Raw genomic sequence first — 23,702 nt, forward strand, 5'->3', positions numbered from 1 at the left:
ACATCACATTATGATTTCAAAAGAAGAAAATATATTGTTTGCTGCTGAGAAGCTTTTTGCTGAGCATGGGTTTCAGGGAACTTCTACAAGAGAAATCTCGAAAGCGGCAAATGTAAATATTTCTATGATTTCTTATTATTTCGGCTCAAAAGAAAAGTTGTATGAGAAATTAGTTGAGTATAGAATGAATCAAAGTCAGTTCTTCTCAAAAGATATTTTAGAAAGAACAGACATCAACGAATGGGAAAAAATAGAGAAGATTATAGATCAGTTTTCAGGTAGAATAAGGCATCATAAATGTTTCTACAGAATCATGCAAAGAGAGCAGCTTCACACAGAAAATCCCCAGATTGTAGAATTTCTGAAGCAGACAAAACTTAGTTTTATCTCCATGTATTCAAAAATTCTGGAAAGTGGTCTTCAGAAAGGGATTTTTACTAAAAATCCACCGATTTACCTTTTGCATTCTACCGTGAGCGGTACCTTATTTTATGCGTCTAATGGAAAAGAGATGTATAAAGAATTTTTGAATAATACAGAAGATGAAGAGATTTTTGAGGAAAAATATTACACGGAACTTAATAAACATATAAAATACATTTTAAAAGACCTTTTAGGTTATGAAGAGAATAAATAACTCAGTTCTTGTACTGTCCCTTTTCGCAGGAATGATGTACACACACGCTCAGGATAAAAAACAACTCAGCCTCGATGAAGCCGTACAGCTGGGAACCCAGAACAGTAAAAGTTTAAAAATAGATGCCGCCAAAATAGAAGAAGCTACTGCCGACCTTTTGGCTGCAAAGAACAGACAGCTTCCGGAGCTGAGTGTTTCGGCAAGTTATCTTTACCTTCCGATCAAACCTACTATTGACTTGAAAATTCCTGGGGTTTCCTCTGCAGCAGGTCCGGAAGTTCATCAGGTCGCATACGGTTCAGCAAATTTAAGTGTCCCGATTTACAGTGGTGGAAGAATTAAATACGGAATTCAGTCTGCAAAATATTTGGTGGAAGCATCAAAATTAAGCAGTGAAAGTGATAAGGTTGCGATTGCTTACAACGTGGCTCAGGCTTATAATAATTTATTTAAAGCCAATCAGTCAATCAAAGTTTTAGAAGAAAACCTTTCTGCTTCTCAAAAAAGAGATGAAACTTTTCTTAAGCTTGAAAATAATGGAGTCATTGCAAGAAACGATCGTTTAAAGGCAAACCTTCAGACCTCAAACATCGAATTGCAATTATTAGAAGCAAAAAACAATTACAACATTGCCAACATCAACATGGATTTACTGCTTGGTCTTCCTGATAATACGGAAATTGAAGTAGACCAAAATTATATTGATGAATCTGATGATGTGAAACCTGTTGATTTTTATTTAAATGAAGCAAGAGAAAACCGTAAGGATTTGCAAGCTTTAGATCAACAAAGAAAAGCGGCAGCACTGGGAACTAAATCTGCAAAGGCAGAAAATCTACCTTCTATTGCTTTCACCAGCGGTTATGTAGCAGCAGATATTCCTAAATTTTTAACGATTTATAATGCAGTAAATGTTGGAGTAGGAGTTTCTTACAATTTATCAAATCTTTGGAAAGAAAATTCAGCTTTAAAGCAATCTAAAGCAAGAGAAATGCAGTTATCGGCAACCAATGAATTGATGAGTGACAATATTAAATTGGAAGTCAACAGAGAATATCAGAATTCAGATTATTCTAAAAAGAGAATTGCTGTTTTCGAAAAAGCTGCGGCTCATGCCAATGAAAACTACAGAATCACGAAAAATAAATACGACAACGGTTTGGCAACGATGACAGAACTTTTAGATGCTGATGCGGCTCAAATTGCAGCCAACGTCGGAGTGATCAATGCAAAAGCGGATGCAGCCTTGGCGTACAGAAAACTATTACAAACTACAGGAACTTTAATAATCAAATAAAAACAGAACGATATCCAAAATGGAAAATAACAATACTCAAGCAACTGAACCTAAAAAGAAAAAAAGTTTAGTTTTTCCCATTATTTTAGCGGTCATCATCGTCGTAGGCGGAATTTACGGTTACAGAACGTATTCTTACGGACAGATCCACGAAGAGACCGATGACGCTCAAATTGCTTCTAACATGAATCCTGTAATTTCTAAAATATCAGGATATGTAGCCGAAGTAAAAGTGAAAGACAATCAGTTTGTGAAGAAAGGTGATACTTTGGTGATTTTAGATAACAAAGATCAGAAAATGGCTTTGGAGCAGGCTCAGGCAGCTTTATCGACAGCGAAAAGTAATATTTCATCTGCTCAGTCTTCTACGAACGCTACTTCAAAAAACATCAACAGTTCACAAGCCGCTGTTGCAACGGCTAACGCTCAAATTGAAGCCGCAAAAGTAAACGTTTGGAAAACTTCTCAGGATTTAAAAAGATATTCAGTTTTGATAAAAGATCATTCGATTACAGAACAGCAATATGAGCAGGCTTTGGCGGCAAAACAGTCTGCAGATAAGCAGTTGCAGGTTTTGGTAGATACTAGAAATCAAATTGCACAACAAACCGGAATTGCATCTTCACAAACTGAAGCAAGTTCGCAGCAGATTTCAGTTGCCGGTTCGGTAGCGAAACAGAGAGAAGTGGATGTAGAAAGTGCAAGATTAAATCTTTCTTACACCATAATCACAGCACCGGAAGATGGTTTTGTAGGGAAAGTTCCTATTCAGGCAGGACAGTTTTTGCAGGCAGGTTCTCAGCTATTCAGCTTGGTTAAAAATGACCAGAAATGGGTAATTGCCAACTTTAAAGAAACTCAGGTGGCTAAAATGGTGGAAGGACAGAAAGTGAAAATCGAGATTGATGCTTTTCCTGATACCGATTTTGAAGGCGTGGTAAGTTCATTCTCTCCTGCAACAGGTTCTACATTCTCAATTTTACCTCCGGATAACGCAAGTGGAAACTTTGTGAAAGTTGTGCAGAGACTTCCAATAAAAATCGATTTCGTAAAATTGGATCCAAATATTGCCAAAAGATTGAGAACAGGAATGAATGTGAAAGCAGAAGTTTCTTTGAAATAATATTGAAATAAGTGAATTGTCAATTTTGCTGAAGCAAGTCAATTGTAAATGCTGAGGAATTAGATGCAGGAAGATTGATGAGGATTTTTGGAAAAGATTGATGACAGATTGGAAATGATGGAGTAAAAATTGACAACGATGTTGATTGATGATTGGCAATTCACTTTTTATAATTCTTAAAGATGAGGAACAATGATTTTGGGTTTCAGAGGAATTTTTTCTTACCCTAAATCTCAACCTCAACCTTCTTTAAATACACAAATAAATTAATGCAAGATTCATTAGTAGAATATGGAGCCCGAAGAGTGATTATTACGATCACGGCGATTCTTTGTGCTTTGCTTGAAATTGTGGATTCCACGATTGTGAACGTTGCCCTCAATGAGATGAAGGGGAACATGGGAGCCACACTTTCTGAAGTGGGATGGGTGATTACAGCATATGCAATCGGTAACGTAATTGTAGTACCAATGACAAGTTGGCTTTCTCAGCAGTTCGGGAGAAGAAACTACTTTGCAGCCTCTATTATTATATTTACCGTTTTCTCATTTTTATGCGGAAATGCCGATAATATCTGGGAATTGGTATTTTTCAGACTCTGTCAGGGAATTGGGGGGGGAGCATTGCTTGTAACCTCACAAACAATTATTACCGAATCATATCCTGTTGAAAAACGAAGTATGGCTCAGGCGATTTATGGTTTAGGGGTAATTATTGGTCCGACATTAGGCCCGCCATTGGGAGGTTATATTGTTGATAATTACAGCTGGCCGTATATTTTTTATATTAATATTCCAATCGGGATTGCGGCGACTTTAATGACTTTACAGTTTGTAAAAAGTCCGAAATTCTCTGAAAAACGTAAAGCTTCAGATGTTGACTGGTTAGGAATTATGTTGTTGGCATTAACAGTAGGTTCTTTACAGTTTATCCTGGAAAGAGGTCACGAAGAAGACTGGTTTGAAAGCGGAATGATTGTTACCTTTACTACAACTGCTGTTTTAGGTTTTATCTGTTTTCTTTGGCGTGAACTGACATTTAAATATCCAATCGTGGAACTTCGGGTTTTAAAGAACGGTAATCTAAGAATCGGAACCGTCATGTCTTTCGTATTAGGATTTGGTTTGTATGGATCGACGTTTATCGTTCCATTGTATACTCAGAGTATTTTAGGTTGGACGGCGCTTCAGTCAGGAGCATTAATGATTCCTGCAGCTTTGACAACAGCGTTTATGATGCCGATTATCGGAAGATTGCTTTCAAAAGGAGCGAAACAGCAGATTTTGGTTTCCTTGGGATTGTTTATATTCTTTGTTTACAGCTTCTGGGGTTATAAAATTCTGACACCTGACACGAGTAAAGAAGCATTTTTCTGGATGCTGATTGTAAGAGGAATGGGCTTAGGTTTATTATTTATTCCAATTACGTCATTGTCATTAAGTACTTTAAAAGGACAAGAGATCGGGCAGGGAGCAGCGTTTACAGGAATGATGCGACAGTTGGGTGGTTCTTTTGGAATCGCAGCGATTACGACATTTATTGCCAATGCTAGTCAGAAGTACCGGGTTAATTTAATATCCCATCTCGACAGTGACAGTTTGGATGTCCAGCAAAGATTAGCAGGTTTAAAAGCCAACTTCATAGCGAAAGGGATGACGCCTGATAACGCAATGAGTGCAGCATATAAAGTCTTAGATATGACTGTCACCAAACAAGCCACCGTGCTTTCTTATATGGATGTGTTTCTCTATTTGGGAATAGCGTTTCTGGTTTGTATTCCGTTTATCTTGTTTATCAGGGAGCGGAAAAGCAAAGAAAAGATTGATTTAAGTGAAGCAATGCACTAAAATATAAACCTCTGAAAATTTCAGAGGTTTTTTGTTTTCTCTACATCTCCCAGACTTGCTTTATGCATCGTTCCCCATTTATCCAATTCTTGAATCACTGGTTTTAGTTGATGCCCAATTTCAGTCAGCTCATATTCTACTCTTGGCGGAACTTCAGCAAAGACGGTTCTTGTGATAATTTTGTCTTCTTCCAGTCTTCGAAGTTGAAGAGTGAGCATTCTTTCTGTAATATTTCCCAAACTTTTTCTTAATTCTCCGAATCTCAGTTTTCCATTAATTAAATAGCTGCAGATTGCGAGAGACCATTGTCCGCCGATCAATTTAGAAGCATACAGTTCCGGACATTCGTCTGTGAGTGCTTTTTTATTAGCAAAGTTGGTTGAGGTTTCTTTTATTTTAGTCATTACTTACATTTTTTATAGTACCATACAATTGGTGGCTAATATCGTAAATGTAAGTTACACCTATTATTTTTGTAAAAGAAATTTTAAAATATGAAAACATTAATAGTAGTAACTCATCCGAATATGGAAGAATCTTTAATTAACAAAAGATGGGTGGAAGAATTGAATAAATTTCCCGAAAAGTATCTTGTTCATGATCTGTACAAAACTTATCCGGATGGAATAATAGATATAAAAAAAGAACAGGAATTAATAGAAGCTTACGATAAAATTGTTTTTCAGTTTCCTTTTTATTGGTTTAGCAGTCCGTCTCTGTTAAAAAAATGGTTTGATGAAGTTCTTTTGCACGGTTGGGCGTATGGTAGCAGAAGCGGTTTTAAAGTTGGCGGGAAAAAAATAGCTTTGGCAATATCAGCAGGGGTAGATGATGAAGACTTTAGTGCTTATGGAAGATATAGACACACCATCATTGAATTTACAAGACCTTTTGAGCTCAGTTTTGAGTATGTAAAAGCAGATTATCAAAAACCTTTTGTTTATTACGGAATGGAGCATAATACCTCTCCAGAATGGATTGAAAGAAGTGTTCCGCTGTATCTTGATTTTCTTGAAAAACTGTAAATTATTAACCTCTGAAAATTATCAGAGGTTTTTTGTTGGATTAAAGAGATTATAAAGTTGTAATTAATTAAAAAAACTAATTGTAATTTTCAAACAATTCTCTGTAAAATTCAATCTCATTCTTATAATAATCTGCAGTCATTTGCTCCAAAGCAGGGAATTCTTTCATTGCAATAAACTTATTTTTCGTTTTTGTAATCAAACAAAATGAATTTTGGGATTTTCTTTGAAAAACCAAACTATTGTTTGTTTTTAAAATTTGTTGATACTCTGCATTATAGAAGAATCTGAAATTTTCATCCCTTAAGTAGTTGAAAATTTTATCTGCTTCTGTGATAGCAATTGTACCATTGTTTTTTACTGAAGATAACTTTTTCCAGATTGCATCGACATCCGGATTCATACTAAATACAGTGTAATAGCGAATATTGCCTTGATCAGCGGGCGAAAATGATTTTAAATTTTGCTCTGAAGTAAATGCTTTTTTCACCTCAGAATTTAGTTTTTTGAAAAATCTCTTTCTAAAATTGAAAGCTGTTTTTCGTAGGAATTCCAGCTTTTATCCTGGTTTGTAATAGGTTTAAAAATGTTTTTTGCCATTCGAATCTGATGAAGCAACTGATTAGTTATTTCATCAGGTTTTGCTTCCGGACGTTTATTTTGAAAAGGTGTGTCGCTTAAATAAACCAAATACTCAGATGTTTTGGGAAGATATTCAAAATAGAACGCTTTCAATTTACCATAATCACTGAAGATGGCACTGTTTTCATCCTGATAGAAAACTTCGTCTGCAGCCTTTAGAAAATCTGCAGTAGTTAGTTTAATTTTATTGTTACTTTTTACGATTAAAAAATCGCCTTCCTCAGACGAAGAAGATGAAAGATAAGGAATGAAATTGGAAACAGAAAAACGTTTAAAACCCTTATCATTGCTGTCAATTGCGAAATCGTCGGTCACTTTCCATTGAAATTTGTAATAGCTATTTTGGCTGTTTTGAGATGGAATATATGTAATTCTGTTATTAAAAGGTAGATTAAATGTGTAGCCATTCTCCACATTAGAATATCGAATAGTGGGAATTTGAAAAATTTCTTTTGCTTTTATGGAATCGGTTTTGTTACCCACAATGATGATTTTTCGATTTCAGGCGAAGAATTTTGGATGGATTCGTTGGTCTGTTTTTTTCCTTCACAGCTTGTGCATAATGTGAGGAAGGCGATTATTATGGTATTTTTCATTGATATTTTTTCAAAATTTATATAGGTTCTTTTAGTCTCTTTAACAAGGAAACCACCAGTGCATAAAATATAATTTTCCGTTTTTAAGAAATATATTGAGGTGACCATCAGAAACATTGTTTTCATCTTCTCTCAACTGAATGACCTGTAAATTACCTTCACCGTAAACATCCATTGTTCCAATATTTTTGACTGCGTTTGGAAATATTTTCTGAAGTTCAATAACGGTCGTTAAAGCACTTAATTTTTTTCCTTTGAACAGGATGAAATTGTTTTTTAAAAATCGAAATTCATCTACAGCTACTTTTTCTTTAAAATTTTCAAATCGCGAACCGTCTTTGTAAAATATTTATTGTCATTCATACTGCCGGTTTGGGGTTCTGTATCAAAGATAAACGTGCAAGGTTCTTCTTCAGCCAATAACTTAGTGCTGTCGACCTTTCCGAAAGTCTTTTCAAATTCTTTAACCATAAAATACCTCGGGAGTTTCCCATTGAACAATATATCTTTTTCCGACATCACTTCATTTAAAGAGTCTTTTACTACTATTTTTTGGTTGCTGTTTCCCTTTTTAGAATTGCCTTTGTTTTCATTCTGAATTTCCTGAGCTATTTCAACTTCCTGAAGATTTGGCCGCCTTCCACTTTCAAAACCTGTTACACCACCTATAAAAAGCAACAGAACAGCAAGTACAATAAGCACTTTCTTGAAAAGGGTAAGTTTTGGAATCTTAGATACAAGAAATATCGTAATAATCAATAGAACTATAAGTATAGCGGTAATCCCCATATTATGATTTAAATAAATTGTTTAAGATATTATAATTAATTAAACAAATGAAAAAGTACAAATTATTATTCATAGAAGTTAGAAAAACTAATACAGATGTCTAAATTGTAATTAATAAGATATAAAATCAACTTTTATTAAATATTGATGATTTCGTCGAATCTTGAAAAGTTCAGAAATCTTTTTGTATAATTAAGCTACAAAAAATGTTGAATATTTTTACTGAAACCAACGTTTTAATAACCCATTGAAGTTTAGCCCTGATGGAAGCGGCATCCTTTTTTGTCATTGCGACTGACTAAAAGTTGAACAAATTGCTTCACTTTGCCCGCAATGACAAAAAAGATATAGCGGACAGCAGGTTCCTGGCTCCTAAAAAAGCTAAAGAGTGTCTGGGTTGTTGAAAATTTGAATTTTTCAATATTGAATTCGAGACTTTGAACTTTGAATGTTTTTGCATTTTTTAACCTGCTAAATTTCCGTAATTTTGCAAAATGAATCACGACACTATCTGCGCACTTGCCACTGCCAACGGAATCGGAGCTATCGGAATTATCAGAATTTCCGGGGATGATGCTATTTCGGTTTCAGCAAAAATTTTTGAAGGTAAAAATCTTGAAAAAGCTCAGTCGCACACTGTTCATTACGGTTTTATCAAAGATGATGATGAGGTAATAGATGAGGTAATGGTTTCTGTTTTTAAAGCTCCGAAAACATTTACAGCAGAAGATTCTGTGGAAATTTCCTTTCACGGATCACCCCATATTGCTAAGAAAATTCTTGAAGTTTTGATTAAAAACGGAGCAAGAATGGCAAAAGCTGGTGAATTTACAATGCGTGCCTTCATGAATGGCAGAATTGACCTAAGTCAGGCAGAATCTATTGCTGATTTGATTGCTTCTGAAAATGAAGCTTCGAGAAAAGTAGCTTTAAATCAACTGAAAGGTGGGATTACCAATGAAATTTCATTCTTAAGGACAGATTTATTAAATTTTGTTTCATTAATTGAGTTGGAATTAGATTTTGCCGAAGAAGATGTTGAATTTGCAGACCGAACTGCTTTGAATCAATTACTCGATAAAATTGAAGCTAAATTAAGTTCTCTTATTGAAAGTTTCCAATACGGAAATGCTATCAAAAATGGAACTGCAGTTGCTATTATCGGTAAACCCAACGCCGGGAAATCTACTTTATTAAACGCTTTGCTGAAAGAGGAAAGAGCTATTGTAAGCAATATTGCGGGCACAACGAGAGATACGATTGAAGAAATTCTTCATATTAAAGGTCATGCTTTTCGATTGATTGATACTGCGGGTTTACGTGAAACCGTAGACGAAATTGAAGCGATTGGTGTAAAGAAGGCAAAGGAAAAAGTAGCCAATGCCAATATTCTGGTGTACCTCGCAGATGCAGCGACAGAAGACTTTGCGGAAGACATTGAGATGATTAAATCTTTGCAAAGAGATGATTTGAAATTGATTATCTGCGCCACAAAAATTGATGAAGTTCTACCTCATCAATATGAATTTGTAGAAAATATTTTCAGAGCTGAAATTTCACAAGATTTTGATTTTATTATGATCTCAGCAGTAGAAAATCAAAATATCCAAGATTTGAAAGACGAATTATCTTCCTACGTTGAACAATTACAATCTGAAGAAGGTAATGTCGTGATTACCAATCAGCGTCACTACGAGGCTTTAGGAAAATCTTTGGAAGCAGTTGATAAAGTAAAGGATGCAATCACAACTCAAATTTCTACTGAGCTTTTGGCTTATGAACTGAGAAATGCTTTGGAACATCTTGGCGAAATTTCCGGTGAAGTGACCAATGATGAAGTGTTGGGGAATATTTTTTCTAAGTTTTGTATCGGGAAATAATCATAACAAATCATCTCAAACAACGCATCCTATTTTTTCTAATCTTTTTTCAAAAGATCATGATATTCTTGGAAGAAGAGAAAATAGCTTTTAATTTTAATATCACATTATTGAGAATTAATATTATATTTGTGGACTTAATTTTATTTATTTCCTTTAATATAGTCTTATGAATATCATTACTAATACTTTTTCAGTTTTAAAAAAGTCATCTGCGGTTGCTGTTTTTACTGTAGCAGCTTTCAGTAGCAATCTCTCAGCACAGAAAAAAATAGATACTTATTTCGACCATCTGTTCATACAGAAAAAGATGATGGGCAGTGTTGCAGTTTCATATAAGGACAGTATTATTTATGCAAAAGCCATAGGGTATGCGGATGCAGACTCAAAATTGCTAAATAATAACAATACAAAATTTCGTATTGCTTCTTTAACAAAAACCTTTACCGGTGCACTCATATTAAAAGCTGTGGAGGAAAAGAAACTAACGCTTGGCGACAAGCTTTCTGCATATTATCCTGAGGTTAAAAATGCTGATAAGATAACAATAAAGCACTTGCTTAACCAACGTTCAGGAATAATCAATTTTACAGAGATTGAAGGCGAAAATACTTGGGAAAAAACATTGCATTCTCAAAAAGACTTTATTGATTTCTTTGTTAATGAGAAAAGTAATTTTGAGCCAGGTTCTAAGTTTGAATATAGCAATACCAACTATGCGTTGCTTGGTTTCATCCTTGAAAAACTATATCAAAAACCTTTTGCAGAGATTCTTGATGAAAAAATTTGCAAACCGCTTCATCTAAAAAATACCTACTATTCGTTTGAAACCGACAGCAAACAGAATGAAGCGCTCTCTTACAATATTCAGGATAAGTTTTTGAGAAATGCAGCTGTAAATTTCTCCAACCATCCGGCTAGTGGCGGAATTTCTTCTACACCGAGTGACGTTAATAAATTTCTTTTTGCCTTATGTAACCATAAATTGATTTCTGCTGAAAGCCTGAAAATGATGCTTCCTAAGACTACAGAAGAATATGGAATGGGTATCATGAAACTTGCATTAGGTAAAAATGAAGTTTATGAACATGGAGGCAGAGTAGAAAATTACTATTCAGATTACTGGTATTTCCCTAAAGAAAATTTAGGAATTGTGGTGCTTACTAATGCAGTAAATATTGATCTTGAACAGATCTTGATTACCCTTACGGAGTTTGCCTACAATAACGAACCGGAGTTACCTGATTTTAATAAAATAGAAGAGCTTTCTGATAAAGAATTTGCTGCGATTAGAGGAACATACTTTACAAAAGATAAAAAAGAATCGGTAACGATTTCTTCAAACGGTAACAGTTTAATCTTTCAGGGTTCGGAATCAGGACAGGATTATATTTCACTTAAATTTACAACGAAAAACACATTTGAATACCAAGGTATTAAGGTAGTGTTTGATCCACAAAAACATCAATTTCAAATATTTCAGGATAATAAGATAGAAGTATACACTCAAAATATATAATGTAAAGAAATATTGAATTTTAAGGCACGAACAATAGTATACATTTTTCAATTATCAATCCTCAATGATTTTATTTTAAACGAATCTTTGAGGATTTTTTTAATTTATCTAAAGAGAAATACTTCACATTAATTAAGCTTAAATCAATTAAAGTTTGAGTTGAATTTAAGCTAGAAAAAAATCATTTAACAAATCAAAAGCAACCGATATTCACCATTATTTTCCATAGGTGCACGATGAATACATGGTAAAACTTGCTGCTCAGGATGATCAACTGATAATCTCCACAGATGACCCAAACCTAAATTTGTTGGCTGAGCACCAGGTTTGGGTTGATAATGCAAATCAAAATAGTTTTCTTTCAAAAAGCCTTCAAATTCTGCATCCGAACCATCGTGTAATTCTTTAAGTTTTCCCCGAATTTCAGGAATCAGGATTTTTTGTGTAGCATGATCATTGGGTAAAATATCACTTGAAGCTCCATAATAAGTGCATAAAAAAGTGCTGGTACCAATAGGAGAACGATCTACATGAAAAGAATAAACGTCTGTCGAAATGAAATCAAACTCATCATCTCGCTCATAATTTTTCAATAAATTGAGTGAAGGCAATGCTCCAAAATCCGTTAGTAATTGTAAATCATTTAGAATAATTTCTCTTGCCATACAACCATTTTCTGTCAATTGTAATGCTAAAAGATCTTCAGGGTAAACTTCTGTAATATTGTCTTTTAGTTGAAGCTTAGAAACAATTTCTTTAAAATCCCCGACTAAATTTCTTTCCCAACAAATCGCATTCACAGTCTCCTGAAAATTAGTATTTACAAGCTCAGAAAAAGTAGAAACTACTCCGATTTGATTGTTGTCAGAAAATGTATTATCCATGTAGAAATGTAGAGCTGTAAAAAAACTTTAGAATCTTAAAATTTGATAGATATCATTTTTCTGAATTTAAAATAATAATATCCCCAAACCAGCCAATTAACCCAAGGAATAATAATTAAAAACTCTTCGCCTGAAAATTCGGAAAGACTTCCGATGATAAAAATCAGATACAAAAAATGAATGCCGAAGAATGCAAGAAATGATAAGTATTTATTTTCTCTGACTGGTTTAAATAGATTTAAAAAAGCTGGTAAATGAGCAAAAATTATGAGAATTTGAATTCCTATCGCAATGCCATATTGCAATCCTCCAAAACAATTCATTTTAGGTGTGCCGTCTTCATAATGATTTGGAGTTTGCATATCGATGAAGATCAAAAATCCAATCATGAAAATTGTTCCTGCTAAAAAACTCGCAAGAATACCTGAACCTATAATTTTAGCAATTGACTTTTTCATTTTAAGATTTTAAATATACTTTAATTTTCTCTTTTTAATAATCTAAAAAACACTAATCTTATCATTAAATTGATATTGAGTCTCAAAATGTATTAGTTTGTAAAGATTTGCATCAAATTTGCAATTCAAAATTCTCATTATTTCAATTAAAATTCAGCAAAAACATGGAAAGTAACAGTGATAGCGCTCAAAGTAGTTTCTCAAAATTTTTCAATGATAAAAAGACGAAACTCTTTTTGTGTTTTACTCTATTTTTTATCATTGTATTTCTCCTTTTAAGCTTTTATGTTGTCGATTCTTCTCCAAAATCTTGGGATCTTTTGGTTTCTCAGGAACTTCAGGAAGATCAGAGTGAGATTTTGGATGTTATGATGAAAGGCTTTAGCTGGCTCGGAACAGTTTATGTAGCGGCTGCAATAGTTCCTGCGTTTTCGTTGATATTTTTATTATTTAGCTATAAAAAAGAAGCCCTTTTTACATTTTCTTGTTTATTGTCTGGTGGTGTAAGTTATGTTTTAAAAATATTGATAGATCGTCCGAGACCGACTACCGATTTTGTGAGAATTGTAGAAGAAACGCATCATCAGAGCTTTCCGAGTGGCCATGTTTTGTTTTATACAGCCTTTTTTGGAACTCTGATTGTGATTGCTTTATACTCTAATATTTTGAAATTATCTTTAAAAATTATTATCAGCTTGGTTTGTCTGGCAATGATTGTTTTGGGAGCGGTTTCTAGGATATATTTGGGAGCACATTGGTTTACAGATGTGATTGGTGGATTTATTGTTGGAGTTTTATTCGTGATGGTTACTGGAAGCCTTTATCTCAGAAGTAAGAAGTGGAGTGTTTTGGCATAAAAAAAATTCATTACCAAAAGTTTTGATAATGAATAATTTATTTTAATTAAAAGAGTTGAAATTAAACTCTGTAAGTAAATGCATTAATGTTCATCCCTGCACCAACAGATGCGAAAAGGATAATATCTCCTTCAGTGAAAGAATGCTCATCCATTTCACCTTTCATAATCAGATCATACAATGTCGGGATTGTTGCCACACTACTGTTTCCAAATTTGTGAATAGACATCGGCATAATATCTGAAGGCACTGCCAAATCATACAGACTGTAGAACCTTTCAATAATTGCTTCATCCATTTTTTCGTTTGCCTGATGAATTAGGATCTTTTTTAAATCTTTTATGTCAATTCCTGCCTTTTCAAGACAAGATTTCATCGCTAAAGGAACTTTAGTTAAAGCAAATTCATAGATCTTTCTGCCTTTCATTTTTATATATCGGATGTCAGACTCGTCATCCTGCTTATAAGAAGTTCCGAAAAACAAAAAATTGGCTTCGTCATAAGAATAAGTAGCACTTTCATGAGAAAGGATTCCGTTATTTTCATCTGTAGCTTCTACAATAACTGCACCTGCACCGTCAGCATAGATCATAGAATCACGATCGTAAGGATCGGTAACTCTGGATAAAGTTTCTGCACCAATTACCAGACAACGCTTGGCAATACCTGCCTTTACAAATGAGCTTGCGTGAATCATCGCTTCGTTCCAACCCGGACAGCCAAACAACAAGTCATAAGCAACACAGCTTGGGTTTTTTATGCGTAATTTATTTTTCACACGGGTTGCAATACTCGGAACTGTATCAGACTGAATTTTCCCTTTCTCAATGTCTCCGTAATTGTGTGCTACAATGATATAATCAATCGTTTCTCTGTCAATACCTGCATCTTCGATTGCTTTTTCGGCTGCGAAATAAGCCAGATCTGATGTTACATGCTGAGAATCGGCATATCTGCGCTCTTCAATCCCGGTAATATCTTTAAATTTTCCAATAATAGACTCAGGAAATTTGATTGCCAAACCATCTTCATTCAAAAATACGTGATTGGTAAAATCGGCATTTTTCATCACGTTTTCAGGAGTATAGCTGCCGGAACCTTTAATTCTTATATTCATCATAAATATCTTTGTAGTAATATACCGCTGTACATATTTATTTTACGGATTATTAATCAAAATTAGGATAAATCCATGTCTTATTCCTAATTTAAGAGGATTATTATAAAAATATTTTAAATTCTTCACATAGTAAAATTTAAATGTATTGATTTTCAGTCATTTAATTTTACTCGAAAATGCTGTCCTCTAAGCACACCGCTTCGATTGTTGATCATTTATCTTAAGTTAAAATTCATGGTTTAAGATTTGTACTTTTGCGCTTAGAATTGAAAGTTCAGAAGATTGGAAACGGCGAATTCTTTAATAATTGTAATTAAATGATTGTATAGTAAAATGAGTAAAATTAATGTTTTTTGGTTCCGAAGAGATTTAAGACTTGAAGATAATGCCGCATTATTTCATGCCTTACAATCTGATTTGAAAGTTTTGCCAATCTTTATTTTTGATAAAGAAATTCTCGATCAATTGAGCGATAAATCAGACAGAAGGGTAGATTATATTCATCAGGCATTGACGGAAATTAATAATGAATTTAAAGATTATAAAACCACTCTAAAAACTTTTTACGGGAACCCTTTAGAAGTTTTTAAACAACTCGCTGAAGATCTTGAGATTGATACGGTTTTCTGCAACAGAGATTATGAGCCTCAGGCTATAAAAAGAGATCATGAAGTTGCTCGGTTTTTAAATGAAAATAATATTGAGTTCTCTGATTTTAAAGATCAGGTTATTTTTGAGAAAAATGATGTTCTTAAAAGTGATAATACACCTTACACGGTTTTCACCCCCTATTCAAAAAAATGGAAAGAAAATTTTAACGCCATTAAAATTGAGAAATTTGATGGTAATTTTAAAAACTTTCTTCCTGCAAAGCATGAAAATGTCATCAGTTTAAAAAAAATAGGTTTTGAAAAAACTGATTTTAAATTTAAAAAACCTGCTTTAGAGAAAAAAATCATTGATTCTTATGATAAACACAGAGATTTTCCTGCTTTAGATCATACGACTCGTTTGGGAATTGCGCTTCGCTTCGGTACAATTTCCACGAGAAAATGTGTAGAGTTTGCGGTGAAACACAACGAAACATGGCTTAATGAATTGATCTGGAGAGAATTTTTTATGCAGATTTTGTTTCACTTTCCGTATGTTGTAAAAGGTTGCTTCAAAAAAAAGTATGAAAATATTGAATGGCGAAATGACGAAAAAGAATTTACGCTTTGGTGTGAAGGAAAAACCGGCTACCCAATCGTCGATGCGGGAATGAGGCAGCTCAACGAAACAGGCTTTATGCACAACAGAGTAAGGATGATTACCGCAGGTTTTCTTACCAAACATTTATTGGTCGACTGGCGGTGGGGTGAGGCCTATTTTGCAGAAAAACTTTTAGATTATGAATTGTCTTCCAACAACGGAAACTGGCAGTGGGCAGCAGGTTGCGGATGCGATGCAGCTCCTTATTTTAGAGTATTCAGCCCTGATGCACAAACGCAAAAGTTTGATAAAGATTCAAAATATATCAATCAATGGCTTCCGAAAAATTATGACATTAAGCCAATGGTAGAACATAAATCTGCCCGAGAAAGAGCTTTAGCCACCTATAAAAAAGGGTTAGAGTAAAATATAACTTCTAAAATTATTAGATAACTTTGGTTACAACGCCATGCCCAATTAAATTTTCTCCTTCAAAAAAATCAAAATCTAATCCCTCATAAATTTTTCCGGTAACGTAGTCGCTCTTCAATAGAGCTATTTCTGCAGTAACTGTATCTCCCGGAAACACCAAATCAGTTTCTGCAAATGTCTGCACTCCAATATACAATTCCAAATCAAACGGAAATTTGATAGACGATCTGTATCCTGAGGAAACTGGCGTTGTTTTTACGCCATCTTTTGCGGGTAAATACGTGAGCAATGCGGTGAAATTTGGTTTGATTTTCATTCTTGATCTAAGACTTTGTAAATAAGGCACGAATTTATAAAAATTAAATATAATGACGCCCAATACCAGAAAATTCTTCAGAATCTATACATTGTAAACTTCTTCATCAAATGGCTTGATTCACTCTTATTTGTATGATTAAATAATATTTTCGTTTTTCAGAATAACAGCTAAATGAAATAATGTTTTCGCTTTGTACTGTTTTCTGATAGTATTCAGTCTTTTTTCAATAGAACTTGTACTCATTACCGTTTCTGGTTTTGATTTCATAAGCTCAGCCATCTCAGCAATTTTCACACCCTTAGATAAATGTTTAAGTATAAGTAAATCCTGTTTTTCCATGTTGTAAAAGTAGAAATTTAATTTACAATTTAGATAAATCAAGTTTAAATTTTTAATTAAAACTTACTTTTTTTCAAAAATGTGATAAAAATAGTGTCTTTCGGTGCTTATTTTTTTTAAAAACAAATTTTGATTATAATAGGTAAATTAAAGATTGTTTTTAGAATAGGGATTTTTTAAGCTAAGAAAGCTTTGGATGCATTAGATAGAAATGGGGATGCTCTATCCAGTAGATTTTTAGATAAGAGGATTTGTATAGAAACTAAAAAGAGAAATCAAATATTGATTTCTCTTTTTTAGTGAGCGCGTCAGGATTCGAACCTGAGACCGTCTGCTTAGAAGGCAGATGCTCTATCCAGCTGAGCTACGCACCCATTTGTAATTTTGAGAAAATTACTAAAACAGTCGGGGCGGCAGGATTCGAACCTGCGACCTCCTGGTCCCAAACCAGGCGCGATGACCGGACTACGCTACGCCCCGAATTAATTTTTGCTGCGGAGAGTAAGGGATTCGAACCCTTGGTACCGTTACCAGTACGCATGTTTAGCAAACATGTCCTTTCGGCCTCTCAGGCAACTCTCCTGTTATAACGTTATTTTGAATGATCGCTGTTCCGTTATTGCGAGTGCAAATATAGAATAGATTTCTTTATTTACCAAATAATTTTCAGAAAAAAATTGTGTATTTTTGAGGGAATAATCGGTTAAAAATCTAAACTAATGCGTAAAACATTATATATCATCGGCTTAAGTACTCTTGTTTTTTCTTGTACTTCGCAAAAAAATGTAAAGAAAAGTACTTACAAGCCGAGAACTACTGTGACACAACCAAAAACGGCGGTTAACTCTCAAAATTTAGAAAAAAATAAACCTGAAGTTGCAACTGAACATGGCGTTGAATTTTTCAGAACAAATATTGCAGATATCACTAAAAATGATAACACTACAAGTTACGGGTCTATCGTCTCTGCAAAACCTGCAGGATATAAAGTTGTGAAAACACATTTTCCAGCAATTGCTCAGAATTTCAGACAAAAATATTTGATTTTACATTACACGGTTTTACCTGATGATAAATCGATCGAGGTTCTTACAAAGCAATCTGTAAGCGCACATTATTTAGTGAATAATTTGGGTGATAACGAAATTTACCAATTAGTTGATGAGAACAAACGTTCATATCACGCTGGTGTAAGCGCTTGGCGCACCGATAAAAACCTTAATGATACTTCAATTGGGATTGAAATCGTGAACTTGGGTTATAAAGCGGATGTAACCGGAGCAAAAACTTTTGAACCATTCAGTGATGATCAGATTAAAAAAGTTGCTGCTTTGGCAAAAGATATTGTGACGAGATACAATATTCCGGCAACCAATGTTTTGGCGCATTCAGATATTGCTCCGACAAGAAAGCAGGATCCGGGACCACTTTTTCCTTGGAAAAAACTGTACGACGAATATCAGATTGGGATGTGGTATGATGAAATGGCAAAACAAAACCTATTATTGTTAGCCCAAACAGATATTGAAACAAAGTATAATGAGCCATCATTTATTTTTTTAGTTCAGACTGCTTTACAAAAATTTGGTTATGATCTGTTGCCAAACGGAAAATGGGACGATGCTACAAAAAAAACCATAGAAGCTTTACAATATCACTTCAGACCACAAAATTATAGCGGTGTTTTAGACGCTGAAACATGGGCTATTTTACAGTCTTTGAATCAAAAATATCCAACAAAATAAATTAAAAAAGCGCATCTTCAACGGTGTGTTTTTTATCATTTAAAATAATTTAAACTGTTAAAAAATATTTTAATGGAAAATTTCAGACAAGAAAGTGATTTGTTAGGTGAACTAAATGTTCCGGTTAATGCATATTACGGGGTTCAGACGCAGAGAGCGATTGATAATTTCAAAATATCTGGTCAGCTTCTTTCATCTTATCATGAATTTATAAAAGGTTTGGCCTTCGTAAAAAAAGCGGCAGCAAAAACCAATTATGAGTTAGGTTTACTTGATCAGGATTTATATTTTAAAATCGCTGAAACCTGTGACGAATTGATTGGTGGATTATTCCATACTGAGTTTCCTGTTGACATGATTCAGGGAGGAGCGGGAACTTCCATTAATATGAATGCTAACGAAGTAATAGCCAACAGAGTTTTAGAAAAATTAGGAAAAAATAAAGGTGAATACGAATTTTGTTCACCAAACGATCATATCAATCTTTCACAATCTACAAACGATGCTTATCCTACAGCCATCAAAATGGGATTGTTGCAGATGAATGAAACTTTAGTTGAAAAACTGAAAAAAATTGTTGAAGCTTTCCGTGCAAAAGGTGTTGAATTTCAGGATGTAATCAAAATGGGTCGAACCCAACTTCAAGACGCCGTTCCGATGACGATGGGGCAGGAGTTTGAAGCTTTTGCAGCAACTCTTGAAGAAGATATTTCTAAATTAGACAGTAATGCCAATTTATTTGTTGAGGTCAACATGGGCGCAACCGCAATTGGGACGGGAATTAATGCTCCGATAGGGTATGCAACGCTTTGTGCTAAAAATTTAGCAGAGATTACAGGCTATCCCGTTGTTTCAGCACCAGATTTGGTTGAAGCAACTCCGGACACAGGTTCGTATGTTATTTACTCTTCAGCGATGAAACGTTTGGCTTTAAAACTTTCAAAAATCTGTAATGATTTACGATTATTGTCTTCAGGACCAAGAGCTGGTTTATCTGAAATAAATTTACCTCCGATGCAGCCCGGATCATCCATTATGCCTGGAAAGGTAAATCCTGTAATCCCCGAAGTAGTGAATCAGGTTTGTTTTAAAGTGATTGGAAATGATTTAACGGTAACTTTTGCAGCAGAAGCCGGACAATTGCAGTTAAATGTAATGGAGCCCGTTCTTTCGCATGCCATCATGGAAAACATTCATTTTCTATGTAACGCACTTGATACGCTTCGTGAAAAATGTGTGGTGGGAATTACTGCAAACAAGGAAGTTTGTCTCAATATGGTCAAACACAGCATCGGAATTGTGACTGCGCTTAATCCATATATTGGCTACAAACAGTCTACACAGATTGCAAAAGAAGCTCTTGCAACAGGACAAAGTGTATACAATTTGGTATTGGAAAAACAGCTACTTTCTCAAGAACAGTTAGACGAAATTCTTGATCCAAGAAATATGTTGAAACCGCACAATAAATAATGGGTAATAAATAATTGGTAATGAATGATTTTTAATTATTTCTTAATCAATTTAATAACTCAATAATTCAAAAATAGATTTGAAATTTTAATCATCATTCCCGCACACAACGAACAGGAAAATCTTCCGTTCACCTTAGATTCTTTACAGCAGCAAAGTTTTAAAGATTTTAAAGTGGTTATCGTGAACGATGGTTCTACGGATAAAACTTCTGAAGTCATCAGAAAATACACAGCTGCAGATTCTCGTTTTGCGACCATTGATTTGGCGAAGTCTGCTCATCAGCCGGGTTCAAAAGTGGTGAATGCTTTTAAAAATGGTTTGAAAACTCAAAATATCGATGATTTTGACATCATCTGTAAGTTTGATGCGGACATTATTTTAAATGATAACTATCTCTTTGAAGTGGAGAACGCATTTGTCAATCATTCAAAATACGGTTTAGTTGGTGGTTTATTGTATGTTGAAAAAAATGGAGATTGGGTGTATGAAGGCAACTCGAATAAACACCATGTTCGCGGTCCAATGAAAGCTTACCGAAAAGAATGTTTCGAAGCAATCGGAGGTTTAAGGGAAACTTTAGGATGGGACAATATTGATTCTATTTTGCTTAAAAATCTAGGCTGGGAAGAAATTGTTTTGCCTGAATTACATGTGAAATTAATCAAAGTAAAAGGTGCAGATTACACGATAAAACCTGCAGATTATTACGGAAGATACTTTTATTTTTTAGGTTTAAACCGATTTCTAACGTATGTTGCGGCTGCAAAAGAAGCCGTAAAAATAAAGTCGCCGTCATTTCTGTTCCAAATTATCAATGCTTACGAAAAATGCAAATCTCAAAATTTAGAGTTGAAGATTTCGAAAGATGAACAGAAAATAATTAATGAACACCGTTGGGATCTATTTAAAAAGAAATGGTTTAAATTTTAAATTCAATAGGAATGGGCTTTAACCCGTTTACAAAAAATAATCATGCGATCGGCTTTAGCCAAAACTTACAAAATAATTCATTGAAAAAAATAGCCTACATAGAAATCGATACCCACGCAGAAATTGCTCAGGATTTTATGGATTTACTGCATGATTCAAAAGCACTTTCTGTGGATTATTATTTTTCAGAGAAGATTCAAAATCAAATCAAAGAAAGTGACGAATGTGTTCATGTGTCAGATTCTTCGATGATTTTGGATCAGTTGTCGACGAAAAAATATGATTTGGTTATTATCGGAACGGTTCACCGTTATTTCAATACTTTTTTAGCGATTAGTCAGAAATATAACACTTCGGTTATTGTTCATAATCTCAATTTTTCAAAAATTTCAAAGGCTAATTTACTTAAAAACGTTTTCAAAAATGATTTGATTTATCGTCTAAAATTATGGTGGAAAGAAGGTCTTTTTTACGCAAATAAAACTTACGGAAAAGCTCATCATCATTTGGTTCTCGATCAGGAATTGTCTTCTGATAAGCTTAATTTCCTGCCTCTTTTTTATACCAAATCATTTGAAAAAATAAAAAGTGAAATTCTAACAATCGTTATTCCGGGTGGAGTTTCTCAGAAAAGAAGAGATTATCAGCGTGTTTTTGAAATAATTCAAAATTCTGAGATTAAAGAAAATATAACTTTTGTTTTTTTGGGAAAAGCTCAAGGTGAAGAGTTGAGAAAATTAGAAAACTTGTCAAAGATTATTCCTGAAAATATTAAAATAAAATATTTTCCACAAAGGGTTTCTTCTGAAATCTTCGATCAATGGATGAAAAAAGCAGATGTTCTCTGGTGTCCGATTCAGGAGGAAACGGAATTTTTCAGCAATAAAGAGATTTACGGAAAGACAAAGATGACCGGGAATTTAGGCGATGCCATCAAATATGGGAAGTTCGCTGTTTTTCCTGCTAACTATTCTTCAAAACTTGAGTTTATCATTCCTGAAGAAGAAAATGTGATTGAGCAATTTCAAAAACTAAAAAATTCAACATTTGATTTTCAGAAAGCTTTTAGCCGTGAAAAAATTCAAAAAGATGTGGAAGAGCTTCTGAATCAATTGATTTCTATTTAAATTTCAAGACACTTTTAATGAATTTCATATTCAGATAATCCTCGATTGGGAAGATTTTGGTGAAATGATTTCCAATAAAAATCAGAATTAAAACGACCGCAGGTTTATAAACAAGATTGATGAAATTATTGTCAAAAACAGGCAATACAATCGCTACCGTAATCGCCAGAGTACAGATAATCGATACGAAAATCATCTCAATCGAGAAAGGTGAGACTTTAAACATAAAATAATTGAATACGACTTTTATCACATTGTAAATGGTAACAGAAATTGCAGTAGACAAAGCAATTCCAATCAGAGAAAGGTCGGTATGGTTGATGAAATACCAGTTTAAACTTATCGTTAAACCCGCCAATAAAAGCATCACGATAATATTGAATTTGTAATATTTTGAAAGCGAGATAATATTACCGTTGAAACCGGTTGCTAAATCCATTAAAACTGCCGATCCCCAAATCCAGATAACGGGTTCGTACATTCTCAGTAAGTCTCCTTTTCTAGGCATAAAATGCGTCAGATAAGGAAATCCAACCATAATGCAGCCAAACAAAACAGCTCCCAAAAAGTAGATGGTTAATGAAGTTTTTTTGTGAAATCTGTCGAGCTCTTCCATATCTCCATCGGCCAAATTTTTTCTGATAATTGGCGCAGAAATATTAAACAATCCTAATTGCGGAATGGATATCAAAGAAATAAGTGCCAGTAAAATACTGTAAACAGCAATCTCTTCTTCCCCGATAAACTCCCCGATCATGTAGTTATTGATTGCCATATGATTTCCGAAAGTTCCTAAAAATCCAAAAAAACTGTAGGCAGCAAACTCTTTGTAAAAATGATCTTTTTTAAAATAATCTCTGCTGAAATCAAGCTTTACTTTTTCAAGCTTATTAGTGTAGTAAATATATCCGGTGAGCATCAATGTAAACATTCCGAAGAAAAAAGCTAGCGCAATTTGTTCTGAAAACTGAAAATAAAAGAAGAGACAGAAAGATCCCAGATTCGCTAATTTTGGTAAAAGATTATCAAAAATATTCGAAACTACTATTCTTTTATAATTGGAAATATATCGGTTAAAAACTGCGCAAAGTGAGAGAGTTAAGACAAGTGGAAGAATGTATTTCTTACTTTCCCAGATTTTCATTTTTGTAAATTCAGGAAATAAAAAAGGGATGAGGAGAAAAATAATCAGAAAAAGTAAAAAGTTGATACAGACTAATGCTAAAGAGAGAGAAAGCATGTTTTGATTTTTACCATCTTCTTGAGCTTTGCCAAAAAATTTCACATTAGAATAGGATATGCCTAAAACAACAAAAGGAACCAGCATTTCTGCTGCAGACATGATGTATCTTAATGTTCCGTAGAAAAAGAGATTATTCGTAAAAATAAAAATGGAAAACATCCCGATCAGCGTCGCAATGTAACCAATCACAGAATACTTAAAGCCCTGTCTAGCAACTACACTCATA

Annotated in this window: 25 protein-coding genes and 3 tRNA genes; 13 read left to right on the forward strand and 15 right to left on the reverse strand. The window is 34.0% G+C overall.

Going from position 1 to position 23,702, the window contains the following annotated elements:
* Positions 1 to 10: 10 nt before the first annotated feature.
* From EAG08_RS16505 to EAG08_RS16520, 4 genes are all read left to right on the forward strand, one after another.
* Positions 11 to 637 (forward strand): TetR/AcrR family transcriptional regulator, encoded by a 627-nt coding sequence (locus EAG08_RS16505; protein WP_129536392.1) that lies wholly within the window; start codon positions 11 to 13, stop codon positions 635 to 637.
* Positions 621 to 1,934, forward strand: a complete 1,314-nt coding sequence (locus EAG08_RS16510) for a TolC family protein (RefSeq protein ID WP_129536393.1) — start codon at positions 621 to 623, stop codon at positions 1,932 to 1,934. Before EAG08_RS16505 ends, EAG08_RS16510 begins: the two co-directional genes overlap by 17 nt.
* Positions 1,935 to 1,953: 19 nt before the next feature.
* A complete protein-coding gene (locus EAG08_RS16515) occupies positions 1,954 to 3,057 on the forward strand; it encodes an HlyD family secretion protein (RefSeq protein ID WP_129536394.1) in 1,104 nt (367 codons plus the stop codon).
* Positions 3,058 to 3,326: 269 nt separating this feature from the next.
* On the forward strand, positions 3,327 to 4,904 hold the full coding sequence (locus tag EAG08_RS16520) for a DHA2 family efflux MFS transporter permease subunit (protein ID WP_129536395.1): 1,578 nt from the start codon (positions 3,327 to 3,329) through the stop codon (positions 4,902 to 4,904).
* A gap of 20 nt (positions 4,905 to 4,924) precedes the next feature.
* On the opposite strand, the gene EAG08_RS16525 is transcribed toward EAG08_RS16520, so the two are convergent.
* Positions 4,925 to 5,308, reverse strand: a complete 384-nt coding sequence (locus EAG08_RS16525; RefSeq protein WP_129536396.1) for a winged helix-turn-helix transcriptional regulator — start codon at positions 5,306 to 5,308, stop codon at positions 4,925 to 4,927.
* A gap of 90 nt (positions 5,309 to 5,398) precedes the next feature.
* On the opposite strand from EAG08_RS16525, the gene EAG08_RS16530 reads away from it, so the two are divergent.
* Entirely contained in the window at positions 5,399 to 5,929 is a 531-nt protein-coding gene (locus tag EAG08_RS16530) for an NAD(P)H-dependent oxidoreductase (protein ID WP_129536397.1), read from the forward strand.
* 76 nt (positions 5,930 to 6,005) lie between these two features.
* On the opposite strand, the gene EAG08_RS16535 is transcribed toward EAG08_RS16530, so the two are convergent.
* From EAG08_RS16535 to EAG08_RS16545, 5 genes are all read right to left on the reverse strand, one after another.
* A complete protein-coding gene (locus EAG08_RS16535) occupies positions 6,006 to 6,419 on the reverse strand; it encodes a hypothetical protein (protein ID WP_129536398.1) in 414 nt (137 codons plus the stop codon).
* Between the two features lie 8 nt (positions 6,420 to 6,427).
* On the reverse strand, positions 6,428 to 7,054 hold the full coding sequence (locus EAG08_RS16540) for a hypothetical protein (RefSeq protein ID WP_129536399.1): 627 nt from the start codon (positions 7,052 to 7,054) through the stop codon (positions 6,428 to 6,430).
* Positions 7,030 to 7,167, reverse strand: a complete 138-nt coding sequence (locus EAG08_RS21425) for a hypothetical protein (protein ID WP_164998583.1) — start codon at positions 7,165 to 7,167, stop codon at positions 7,030 to 7,032. The genes EAG08_RS16540 and EAG08_RS21425 overlap by 25 nt, the downstream gene beginning before the upstream one ends.
* 40 nt (positions 7,168 to 7,207) lie before the next feature.
* On the reverse strand, positions 7,208 to 7,342 hold the full coding sequence (locus tag EAG08_RS22720) for a hypothetical protein (protein ID WP_262696750.1): 135 nt from the start codon (positions 7,340 to 7,342) through the stop codon (positions 7,208 to 7,210).
* A 125-nt stretch (positions 7,343 to 7,467) separates the two neighbouring features.
* Positions 7,468 to 7,956: a hypothetical protein gene (locus tag EAG08_RS16545; protein ID WP_129536400.1), complete on the reverse strand. Its 489-nt coding sequence runs from the start codon at positions 7,954 to 7,956 to the stop codon at positions 7,468 to 7,470.
* A gap of 494 nt (positions 7,957 to 8,450) precedes the next feature.
* Between EAG08_RS16545 and mnmE the strand changes: the two genes are divergently transcribed.
* Both mnmE and EAG08_RS16555 read left to right on the forward strand, forming a co-directional pair.
* Complete coding sequence (gene mnmE / locus EAG08_RS16550; protein ID WP_129536401.1) at positions 8,451 to 9,836, forward strand: tRNA uridine-5-carboxymethylaminomethyl(34) synthesis GTPase MnmE; 1,386 nt, start codon at positions 8,451 to 8,453, stop codon at positions 9,834 to 9,836.
* 169 nt (positions 9,837 to 10,005) lie between these two features.
* Positions 10,006 to 11,355 (forward strand): serine hydrolase domain-containing protein, encoded by a 1,350-nt coding sequence (locus EAG08_RS16555; RefSeq protein ID WP_129536402.1) that lies wholly within the window; start codon positions 10,006 to 10,008, stop codon positions 11,353 to 11,355.
* A gap of 185 nt (positions 11,356 to 11,540) precedes the next feature.
* Here EAG08_RS16555 and EAG08_RS16560 read toward each other — a convergent pair whose 3' ends face one another.
* Positions 11,541 to 12,239 (reverse strand): DUF1826 domain-containing protein, encoded by a 699-nt coding sequence (locus EAG08_RS16560; protein WP_129536403.1) that lies wholly within the window; start codon positions 12,237 to 12,239, stop codon positions 11,541 to 11,543.
* A 35-nt stretch (positions 12,240 to 12,274) separates the two neighbouring features.
* Entirely contained in the window at positions 12,275 to 12,697 is a 423-nt protein-coding gene (locus EAG08_RS16565) for a hypothetical protein (protein ID WP_129536404.1), read from the reverse strand.
* A 164-nt stretch (positions 12,698 to 12,861) separates the two neighbouring features.
* Here EAG08_RS16565 and EAG08_RS16570 point away from each other — a divergent pair, with 164 nt between their 5' ends.
* Positions 12,862 to 13,554: a phosphatase PAP2 family protein gene (locus EAG08_RS16570; protein WP_129536405.1), complete on the forward strand. Its 693-nt coding sequence runs from the start codon at positions 12,862 to 12,864 to the stop codon at positions 13,552 to 13,554.
* A 61-nt stretch (positions 13,555 to 13,615) separates the two neighbouring features.
* Here the strand turns inward: EAG08_RS16570 and EAG08_RS16575 are convergent, their stop codons facing one another.
* Positions 13,616 to 14,671, reverse strand: a complete 1,056-nt coding sequence (locus EAG08_RS16575; RefSeq protein WP_129537284.1) for a 3-oxoacyl-ACP synthase III family protein — start codon at positions 14,669 to 14,671, stop codon at positions 13,616 to 13,618.
* 336 nt (positions 14,672 to 15,007) lie between these two features.
* Here EAG08_RS16575 and EAG08_RS16580 point away from each other — a divergent pair, with 336 nt between their 5' ends.
* A complete protein-coding gene (locus EAG08_RS16580) occupies positions 15,008 to 16,291 on the forward strand; it encodes a cryptochrome/photolyase family protein (RefSeq protein WP_129536406.1) in 1,284 nt (427 codons plus the stop codon).
* Between the two features lie 19 nt (positions 16,292 to 16,310).
* On the opposite strand, the gene EAG08_RS16585 is transcribed toward EAG08_RS16580, so the two are convergent.
* From EAG08_RS16585 to EAG08_RS16605, 5 genes are all read right to left on the reverse strand, one after another.
* Positions 16,311 to 16,613, reverse strand: a complete 303-nt coding sequence (locus EAG08_RS16585) for a hypothetical protein (protein ID WP_129536407.1) — start codon at positions 16,611 to 16,613, stop codon at positions 16,311 to 16,313.
* A gap of 138 nt (positions 16,614 to 16,751) precedes the next feature.
* Positions 16,752 to 16,955 (reverse strand): hypothetical protein, encoded by a 204-nt coding sequence (locus EAG08_RS16590; protein WP_129536408.1) that lies wholly within the window; start codon positions 16,953 to 16,955, stop codon positions 16,752 to 16,754.
* A gap of 300 nt (positions 16,956 to 17,255) precedes the next feature.
* Positions 17,256 to 17,329 (reverse strand) — tRNA-Arg (locus EAG08_RS16595).
* Between the two features lie 31 nt (positions 17,330 to 17,360).
* Positions 17,361 to 17,435 (reverse strand) — tRNA-Pro (locus EAG08_RS16600).
* Between the two features lie 15 nt (positions 17,436 to 17,450).
* Positions 17,451 to 17,537 (reverse strand) — tRNA-Ser (locus EAG08_RS16605).
* A gap of 137 nt (positions 17,538 to 17,674) precedes the next feature.
* Here EAG08_RS16605 and EAG08_RS16610 point away from each other — a divergent pair.
* The 4 genes from EAG08_RS16610 to EAG08_RS16625 all read left to right on the forward strand — a co-directional run bounded on the left by EAG08_RS16610 (position 17,675) and on the right by EAG08_RS16625 (position 22,233).
* The gene (locus tag EAG08_RS16610; protein WP_129536409.1) at positions 17,675 to 18,700 is read left to right on the forward strand and encodes an N-acetylmuramoyl-L-alanine amidase; all 1,026 of its coding nucleotides are present in this window, start codon (positions 17,675 to 17,677) and stop codon (positions 18,698 to 18,700) included.
* Positions 18,701 to 18,772: 72 nt separating this feature from the next.
* A complete protein-coding gene (gene aspA, locus EAG08_RS16615) occupies positions 18,773 to 20,173 on the forward strand; it encodes an aspartate ammonia-lyase (RefSeq protein WP_129536410.1) in 1,401 nt (466 codons plus the stop codon).
* Between the two features lie 96 nt (positions 20,174 to 20,269).
* Positions 20,270 to 21,106, forward strand: coding sequence for a glycosyltransferase (locus EAG08_RS16620; protein WP_228446881.1), 837 nt, complete (start codon positions 20,270 to 20,272; stop codon positions 21,104 to 21,106).
* 80 nt (positions 21,107 to 21,186) lie between these two features.
* On the forward strand, positions 21,187 to 22,233 hold the full coding sequence (locus EAG08_RS16625; RefSeq protein ID WP_129536412.1) for a hypothetical protein: 1,047 nt from the start codon (positions 21,187 to 21,189) through the stop codon (positions 22,231 to 22,233).
* Here EAG08_RS16625 and EAG08_RS16630 read toward each other — a convergent pair.
* Entirely contained in the window at positions 22,226 to 23,701 is a 1,476-nt protein-coding gene (locus EAG08_RS16630; RefSeq protein ID WP_129536413.1) for a lipopolysaccharide biosynthesis protein, read from the reverse strand. The genes EAG08_RS16625 and EAG08_RS16630 overlap by 8 nt on opposite strands.
* Position 23,702 lies beyond the last annotated feature (1 nt).

Origin of the sequence: Chryseobacterium sp. 3008163 (assembly GCF_003669035.1) — a bacterium.
Lineage (GTDB): Bacteria > Bacteroidota > Bacteroidia > Flavobacteriales > Weeksellaceae > Chryseobacterium.

Coding starts and splice junctions, on each gene's coding strand:
- mnmE (WP_129536401.1), top strand. CDS start 8,451: ATGAATCACGACACTATCTGCGCACTTGCCACTGCCAACGGAATCGGA.
- EAG08_RS16610 (WP_129536409.1), top strand. CDS start 17,675: ATGCGTAAAACATTATATATCATCGGCTTAAGTACTCTTGTTTTTTCT.
- EAG08_RS16520 (WP_129536395.1), top strand. CDS start 3,327: ATGCAAGATTCATTAGTAGAATATGGAGCCCGAAGAGTGATTATTACG.
- EAG08_RS16530 (WP_129536397.1), top strand. CDS start 5,399: ATGAAAACATTAATAGTAGTAACTCATCCGAATATGGAAGAATCTTTA.
- EAG08_RS16510 (WP_129536393.1), top strand. CDS start 621: ATGAAGAGAATAAATAACTCAGTTCTTGTACTGTCCCTTTTCGCAGGA.
- aspA (WP_129536410.1), top strand. CDS start 18,773: ATGGAAAATTTCAGACAAGAAAGTGATTTGTTAGGTGAACTAAATGTT.
- EAG08_RS16560 (WP_129536403.1), bottom strand. CDS start 12,239: ATGGATAATACATTTTCTGACAACAATCAAATCGGAGTAGTTTCTACT.
- EAG08_RS16580 (WP_129536406.1), top strand. CDS start 15,008: ATGAGTAAAATTAATGTTTTTTGGTTCCGAAGAGATTTAAGACTTGAA.
- EAG08_RS16585 (WP_129536407.1), bottom strand. CDS start 16,613: ATGAAAATCAAACCAAATTTCACCGCATTGCTCACGTATTTACCCGCA.
- EAG08_RS16590 (WP_129536408.1), bottom strand. CDS start 16,955: ATGGAAAAACAGGATTTACTTATACTTAAACATTTATCTAAGGGTGTG.
- EAG08_RS16570 (WP_129536405.1), top strand. CDS start 12,862: ATGGAAAGTAACAGTGATAGCGCTCAAAGTAGTTTCTCAAAATTTTTC.
- EAG08_RS16525 (WP_129536396.1), bottom strand. CDS start 5,308: ATGACTAAAATAAAAGAAACCTCAACCAACTTTGCTAATAAAAAAGCA.
- EAG08_RS16575 (WP_129537284.1), bottom strand. CDS start 14,671: ATGAATATAAGAATTAAAGGTTCCGGCAGCTATACTCCTGAAAACGTG.
- EAG08_RS16505 (WP_129536392.1), top strand. CDS start 11: ATGATTTCAAAAGAAGAAAATATATTGTTTGCTGCTGAGAAGCTTTTT.
- EAG08_RS21425 (WP_164998583.1), bottom strand. CDS start 7,167: ATGAAAAATACCATAATAATCGCCTTCCTCACATTATGCACAAGCTGT.
- EAG08_RS16515 (WP_129536394.1), top strand. CDS start 1,954: ATGGAAAATAACAATACTCAAGCAACTGAACCTAAAAAGAAAAAAAGT.
- EAG08_RS16555 (WP_129536402.1), top strand. CDS start 10,006: ATGAATATCATTACTAATACTTTTTCAGTTTTAAAAAAGTCATCTGCG.
- EAG08_RS22720 (WP_262696750.1), bottom strand. CDS start 7,342: ATGGATGTTTACGGTGAAGGTAATTTACAGGTCATTCAGTTGAGAGAA.
- EAG08_RS16565 (WP_129536404.1), bottom strand. CDS start 12,697: ATGAAAAAGTCAATTGCTAAAATTATAGGTTCAGGTATTCTTGCGAGT.
- EAG08_RS16630 (WP_129536413.1), bottom strand. CDS start 23,701: ATGAGTGTAGTTGCTAGACAGGGCTTTAAGTATTCTGTGATTGGTTAC.
- EAG08_RS16545 (WP_129536400.1), bottom strand. CDS start 7,956: ATGGGGATTACCGCTATACTTATAGTTCTATTGATTATTACGATATTT.